At 71.8% G+C, this 5,751-nt stretch carries 7 protein-coding genes; 3 read left to right on the forward strand and 4 right to left on the reverse strand.

The window, feature by feature from the left end; translation table 11 throughout:
* Positions 1–212 (forward strand): SelB domain-containing protein (locus SACPADRAFT_RS24685; RefSeq protein WP_040923762.1); only part of this gene is annotated, 212 nt, incomplete at its 5' end.
* Positions 213–222: 10 nt separating this feature from the next.
* Here the strand turns inward: SACPADRAFT_RS24685 and SACPADRAFT_RS0201225 are convergent.
* The 3 genes from SACPADRAFT_RS0201225 to SACPADRAFT_RS0201235 form a co-directional block, all read right to left on the reverse strand.
* Positions 223–2,331, reverse strand: a complete 2,109-nt coding sequence (locus SACPADRAFT_RS0201225; protein WP_007026199.1) for a CocE/NonD family hydrolase — start codon at positions 2,329–2,331, stop codon at positions 223–225.
* Positions 2,319–3,692, reverse strand: coding sequence for an ATP-grasp domain-containing protein (locus SACPADRAFT_RS0201230; RefSeq protein ID WP_007026198.1), 1,374 nt, complete (start codon positions 3,690–3,692; stop codon positions 2,319–2,321). Before SACPADRAFT_RS0201230 ends, SACPADRAFT_RS0201225 begins: the two co-directional genes overlap by 13 nt.
* A gap of 86 nt (positions 3,693–3,778) precedes the next feature.
* A complete protein-coding gene (locus SACPADRAFT_RS0201235) occupies positions 3,779–4,408 on the reverse strand; it encodes an alpha-ketoglutarate-dependent dioxygenase AlkB family protein (protein ID WP_007026197.1) in 630 nt (209 codons plus the stop codon).
* A gap of 116 nt (positions 4,409–4,524) precedes the next feature.
* On the opposite strand from SACPADRAFT_RS0201235, the gene trxA reads away from it, so the two are divergent.
* Together trxA and SACPADRAFT_RS0201245 are read left to right on the forward strand one after the other, a co-directional pair.
* On the forward strand, positions 4,525–4,884 hold the full coding sequence (gene trxA / locus SACPADRAFT_RS0201240) for a thioredoxin (protein ID WP_007026196.1): 360 nt from the start codon (positions 4,525–4,527) through the stop codon (positions 4,882–4,884).
* A gap of 146 nt (positions 4,885–5,030) precedes the next feature.
* Positions 5,031–5,309: a PASTA domain-containing protein gene (locus SACPADRAFT_RS0201245; RefSeq protein ID WP_028662128.1), complete on the forward strand. Its 279-nt coding sequence runs from the start codon at positions 5,031–5,033 to the stop codon at positions 5,307–5,309.
* Positions 5,310–5,350: 41 nt separating this feature from the next.
* Here SACPADRAFT_RS0201245 and SACPADRAFT_RS24690 read toward each other — a convergent pair.
* Positions 5,351–5,751: hypothetical protein (locus tag SACPADRAFT_RS24690; RefSeq protein ID WP_007026194.1), on the reverse strand; the 401-nt coding region annotated here is incomplete at its 5' end.

The raw sequence follows: 5,751 nt of genomic DNA on the forward strand, positions 1-5,751 counted from the left end.
TGCTGCGGATCGCTGACGGCGTCGTGCTGTTGCCGGACGCCTGCGACCGGGCGGTGCGGGTGCTGGCGGCGCTCGGCGAGCCGTTCACCGTCAGCGCCGCCCGGCGGGCGCTGGAAACCACCCGGCGGGTGGCGGTGCCGTTGCTGGAGCGGCTCGACGCTGACGGTCGCACCCGGTTCCACGGGGACGGCACCCGGACCGTGTCCGGGTGAGGCGGCCACGTCAGACGTGGTCCCTGGGGATGGCGGTGTGCCAGTTTCGGGAGAACACCCGCTCGGTGCCTTCGAACGCGTCGAGCCGCGCGTGCACCACGAACTCCGTCGGCGTACACGAGAGCGTGGTGTGCGTGGTGGTGGACACGTCCCACCCGCCGCGGGTGAACCGCATGACCCAGTCCACCTGTCCGCGCACCGATTCGAAGTCGTCGCCGACCCACTCGTAGCGCTCGTCGGCGCGGCGCCCCACCCGCAGGTCGATGTCCTCGAAGTGCACGACCCCCAGATCCTTCACCACGTCCAGCGCGGAGCGGTACTCGACCAGGTCCCGGGACACCGTCCACCTCCCGTCGCCCGGCCGCAGCCGGTGCACCGGTGTCGTGGGGGTGCTCTCGGGTTCGTCGAACGGCTCCGGGCGCACCTCGTCCGTCCGCATCGGACGGACCGGCAGCACCAGCTCGCTGGTGTCGGCATACACGGTCAGGCGCACCGGCTCGGGTGGGGGCCAGGCCAGCGGCCAGTAGGAGGTGGACACCGACAGCCGGATGCGGTGTCCCGCGGGGAAGGCCTGTGCCACGCCGTTGAGGCTGATGCTCACCCGGTACGTCGTGCCCGGCTCCAGCGGCTCCGGTCGGGCGTGCCCGTTGCGGTGGGTGAGATTCAACAGGCCGTAGCTGACGCGGGTGGCCCGCCCGTCCGGCGAGACGTCGGACAGGCGCACCGTCACCATGGCCGTCGGCCGATCGGTGGACAGCTCCAAGTGGACGACCGGGGATCCGAGGATCTCGGTGCGTTCGGTCAGCACCCCGGTGTCGAACACGAGCGACCCGCCGTCCTCCTCCCGCTGGTCGTAGGGAAGATCCGGCGGGGCGTTGTACGAACACCACTTCCCGGCGAACTGCCCTACCGACAGGGGTGACTCGATGGTGATCGCCTCTCCGGACCCGTCCGCACGCGGGGAGCCGGTCGCGGGAACACCCACGACGTCGAGTGACTCCGGCGTGGCCTCCTCGGGAGCCTCCTCGGCGGTCCCGACCGTGCCGGTCCGGACGAGGCGGTTGCGCCGCAACACGAACGTGGTCGGCTCCACGTGCGGCGCAGGCCAGTCGTCCTCCCCGATCCAGCGTCCCGGCCGCTGTTCGTACGCGGTGGCGGGCTTGGCGCTCTCCTGCATCCAGATCCGCAGCGTCGGATCGTCCATCACCCCGTTGTCCACGCCCTTGAGCCAATGGTCCCACCAGCGCACGAGTTCCTGGAGGAACCCGATGGCCGGACCCGGCCTGCCCAGATGCGGGTACTTGTGCGACCAGGGGCCGATCAGCCCCTTGCACGGCACGTCGAGGTGGCGCAGCAGCCGGAACACCGCGTTCGAGTATCCGTCGGCCCAGCCGCTCACCGCCAGCACCGGGCAGCCGACCGCCGAGTAGTCCTCGCACACCGATCCGTGCCGCCAGTAGTCGTCCCGCCGCTGGTGCCGCAGCCACTCGATCAGCCACGGCTCGCAGTGCTGAAGACGTCGCCACCACATCTCCCGCCACCGGTGGCCGACGACGGCCGGGTCCGGCGGGCACGAGATGTAGGCGAACATCACCGACGCCCACGACAGGTTGTCCGAGAGCAGACACCCGCCCATGTAGTGGACGTCATCGGCGTAGCGGTCGTCGGACGAGCTCAACGTCGCGATCGCGCCGAGGCCGGGCGGCCTGCGGGCGGCCAGTTGGAGCGCGTTGAACCCGCCCCAGGAGATGCCCATCATCCCGGTGTTGCCGTCGCACCACGGCTGCTCGGTCAGCCAGGCCAGCACCTGTTCGGCGTCGAGCAGTTCCTGTTCCAGGTACTCGTCACCGAGGACACCGTCGGAGTCGCCGCTGCCGCGCAGGTCCACGCGGACACCGGCGTAGCCGTGGCCCGCCAGGTAGGGGTGGTGCATGGAGTCGCGCTGCGCGGTGAGGTCCCGCAGCCGGTACGGGAGGAACTCGAGGATCGCGGGCACCGGGTCGCTGTCCGACGACACCGGGCGCCAGATGCGGGCACCGAGTTCGGTCCCGTCCGCCATCGGGATGCGGACGTGGTCGTCGACCCGGGTGGGGTGGGGGAGGGAACTCACGGTGCGCACGGTCGGCCTCCGGCTCGCTCTCGGGGGTACGGGTCGCGCTCGGCGGTGCCGACGGTGTTCCCCGCGTCCTCCGGACCGTCGGGGCCGCCGCGGTCGTCGATCTCGAACCGCAGGGACCGGACGCACCGCTCGTGGAGCTCGTCGAGCTCGTCCGCGTCCCGGGCGCCGAGGTGGACGTCGGCGAGCTCGTAGCTGTAGCTGTCCCGGGCGTACTGGTCGGACAGCACGTTCCCCTCCGCGGTGGTGACGTCCACGGTGAGCCCCGGGATCTCCGCCTCCAGGCGCGCGATCTCCTCCGCGGTGGGCACCCGGCGGACCACCCCGTCGGTGAACCGCCGCAGGAAGCACTTCGCCGCCACCCCGTAGGGCCCCCGCCGGTACGGCATCGCGGGATCCCGCCCGAGCGCCAGATTCACCATGCAGTGCAGATTGGACACCCCGTCGACGTGCTCGAACAGGCGCGCGTGCGACTGCGAAAGTCGCGGGTTGACCTCCAGCACCGACACCCGTCCGGTGTCGACGTCGACGAAGAACTCCACGTCGAACGTCGTCGAACGCAGGTTCATCCGCACGGCGATCCGTTTCGCGATCTCCGAGACCTCCGCGATCAGGTGCGCCGGGAGCGTGGACGGGTACTGGTACCGCAGGAAACTGGAGCTGTCCGGGTAGGTCATCGAGTCGATCACGCCGTAGACGTGCGGCTCGTGGTGGTAGCGGTACCCCTCGACGGTGACCTGCCTGCCGGTGACCGCCTCCTCCACCAGGCAGGCCGTCCCCGGCACGTCGGCGATCGCGGGGGGCAGCCGGACGCGCTCCAGCACCGCCTCGAACGGGCCGCCGACCTGGTCGATCTCCGCACGGACCCGGGACACCGCCTCGGCCAGTTCGGCATCGTCCCGGACCCGGAAGGCCAGCTTGGACGAGGCGGACTTGACCGGCTTGAGCCAGACCGGATACTCCGGCCCGGGCGGCAGCACGGGCTCGGCCGTGGCCGGGTCGAGCAGACCGAACCGCGGGTAGGCGTCCACGACCTCCGCCTGTTCCAGCCGGCTCCAGTACTTGTGCTCGCACTTGACGATCGATTCCAGGCTGGTGCTGGGCAGCCCGTACCGTTCGCAGAGCACCGGGACGAGGGAGGTCACCGGGAAGTCCCAGTAGCCGGTGATCGCGTCGATCGACCCGTCGAAGGTCTCCAGCCGCTGTTCGGCGCGCGTGAGGCACCGCCGGTAGTCGGCGTAGCCGATGCGCACCTCGGAGATGTCGAGCAGGGTGTGGAAGCGCAGGTCCGCGGCGCCGGGCAGGCGCCGGAGCAGCGCCAGGTTCCCGTCGTCCAGTCCGAGGACGAACACGTTCTCGGGCACGCGCCACCTCCGTGCGGATCCCTGTACGGAGGATGTCCGGTCGCCGGACCACGAAACCCCCACCGCGCCGCCGGACGGGCCGCCCGTCAGTGCACGTCGCGCGGGCGGAACTGGATGCTGATGCGCGGGCCCACCGGCCGGTCGGTCTTCGGCACCGCGTGTTCCCACGTCCGCTGGCACGACCCGCCCATGACCACCAGATCGCCGTGGCCGAGGGGATACCGCACGGTGCCGCCGGACCGGGAACGGGGCCGCAGCAACAGCGGACGGGCGGCGCCCACCGACACGATGGCCACCATCGTGTCCTCGCGGTCGCCCCGGCCGATGCGGTCGCCGTGCCAGGCCACGCTGTCCCGGCCGTCGCGGTAGTAGCACAGCCCGGCCGTGCGGAACGGTTCCCCGAGCTCGTCCCGGTAGTGGCGGGTCAGTTCGGCGCGGGCGTCGGCGAGGACGGGATCCGGGAGCGGGTCCCGTTCGCCGTAGAAGCACAGCAGGCGGGGCACGTCCACCGTGCGCTCGTACATCCGCCTGCGTTCGGCGTACCACGGCACCCCGGCGGCCAGCCGCTCGAACAGGACGTCCGCGCCGGAGAGCCACCCGGGCAGCACGTCGATCCAGGCACCGTCGCCGAGGTCGGTGCGCCGCACTCCGTCCGGCGGCCGCACCGAGGGCTCGTCGGCCGTGTCGAACAACGACGCCTGCAACGCGGGTTCCATGTTTCCGAGCGTACCTTCGATCGAACAGGTGTTCTACCCGGGTGTGGTGCCGGAATGCACGGCACCGGTGTGCTGTTGGCAGAACGGAACGCGGAAACGAGCGCCGGGAGGACGTCATGGCGACCGTAGAACTGACCAGCGAGAACTTCAAGGACACCGTCGGCAGCGAGGGCACGGTCCTCGTGGACTTCTGGGCGTCGTGGTGCGGCCCGTGCAAGACCTTCGCGCCGGTGTTCGAGGCGGCCTCCGAACAGCACACGGACATCACCTTCGGCAAGGTGGACACCGAGCAGGAGATCGAGCTCGCGCAGACCTTCGGGATCTCCTCGATTCCCACGCTGATGGTCGTGCGCGACGGGGTCGTGCTCTACGCCGAGCCCGGTGCGCTCCCGGCCCCCGCGCTGGAGGAGCTCATCGGCAAGGTGCGGGAGGTCGACATGGACCAGGTGCGCCGGGAGATCGCCGAGGCGAGCTGACGCACCCCGCCCCCGGTACGGGGCCCCGAACCGGAACGGACGGCACCGGCCCCCGGCCGGTGCCGTCGTCGTGTGTCCGGGGGCCGGAATTGCCCGGACGGTGTCGGGATGTGTCCTCCGGCGGCGTCGGTGCCTACAATCGCGACATGCACGGACGGCGCCCGGTGACCGAGGTCCCCGACGTCGTCGGGCTCGCACCCGACGACGCCTGTGAGATCGTGCGCAGGGCGGGACTCCTGCCCGTCCCCCCGGACGGGGTGGACGAGCTGCCGATGAGCGGGATCGTCACCACCCAGCGCCCGGTCGGTGCCGCCGGTGCCGTGGAGGGCGCCGAGGTCGTGTTGTGGGTCCACCCCGGCAAGGAGAGCCCGGTCGGCGCGGGCGTCACCGGGCCGCTCGAAACGGGCAGCCCGGATCCCGCCTGACCCGGTGTCCGGGGCGCAGGGACGGCCCGCCGCCGTCGTCCTCAGCGACGGCCCTCCGGGGTCGGCAGGCCCGCGGCCCACTCCCGCGCACGGTCGGCCTCGCCGTCGGCGAGCGGTCCGAACTGCCCCGTGACGTAGAAACTCGTGACCGCCTCCGGTCGGGGCAGGCCCGCTCTCCGCAGGCGTTTCGCCACCGATCTCGCCGCGGAGCCCGGCAGGCGGGGGCGGTCCACCTTGGTGTCGAAGGTGGCCGTGCGCACCGTGTCCGGCAGGCGGACCCGCTCCAGCCACTCCCGCAGCCCGATGCCGCGGGACACCAGCGGATACCCGGCGCGGTCGCCCCGCTGCCCGGCGTCGGCCCGGGTGGAGTCCCGGCTGAGCCCGAAGGCGTGCGTCGGGGCACCGAGCACGAGCAGGTCGGTGTCGCCGCCGACGGTGGTGG

The organism is Saccharomonospora iraqiensis subsp. paurometabolica YIM 90007, assembly GCF_000231035.2.
GTDB classification, from domain to species: Bacteria; Actinomycetota; Actinomycetes; order Mycobacteriales; family Pseudonocardiaceae; genus Saccharomonospora; species Saccharomonospora paurometabolica.

Excerpts from the sequence above, each read along its gene's own strand:
- SACPADRAFT_RS0201245 (WP_028662128.1), top strand. The coding sequence starts at position 5,031 with ATGCACGGACGGCGCCCGGTGACCGAGGTCCCCGACGTCGTCGGGCTC.
- SACPADRAFT_RS0201235 (WP_007026197.1), bottom strand. The coding sequence starts at position 4,408 with ATGGAACCCGCGTTGCAGGCGTCGTTGTTCGACACGGCCGACGAGCCC.
- trxA (WP_007026196.1), top strand. The coding sequence starts at position 4,525 with ATGGCGACCGTAGAACTGACCAGCGAGAACTTCAAGGACACCGTCGGC.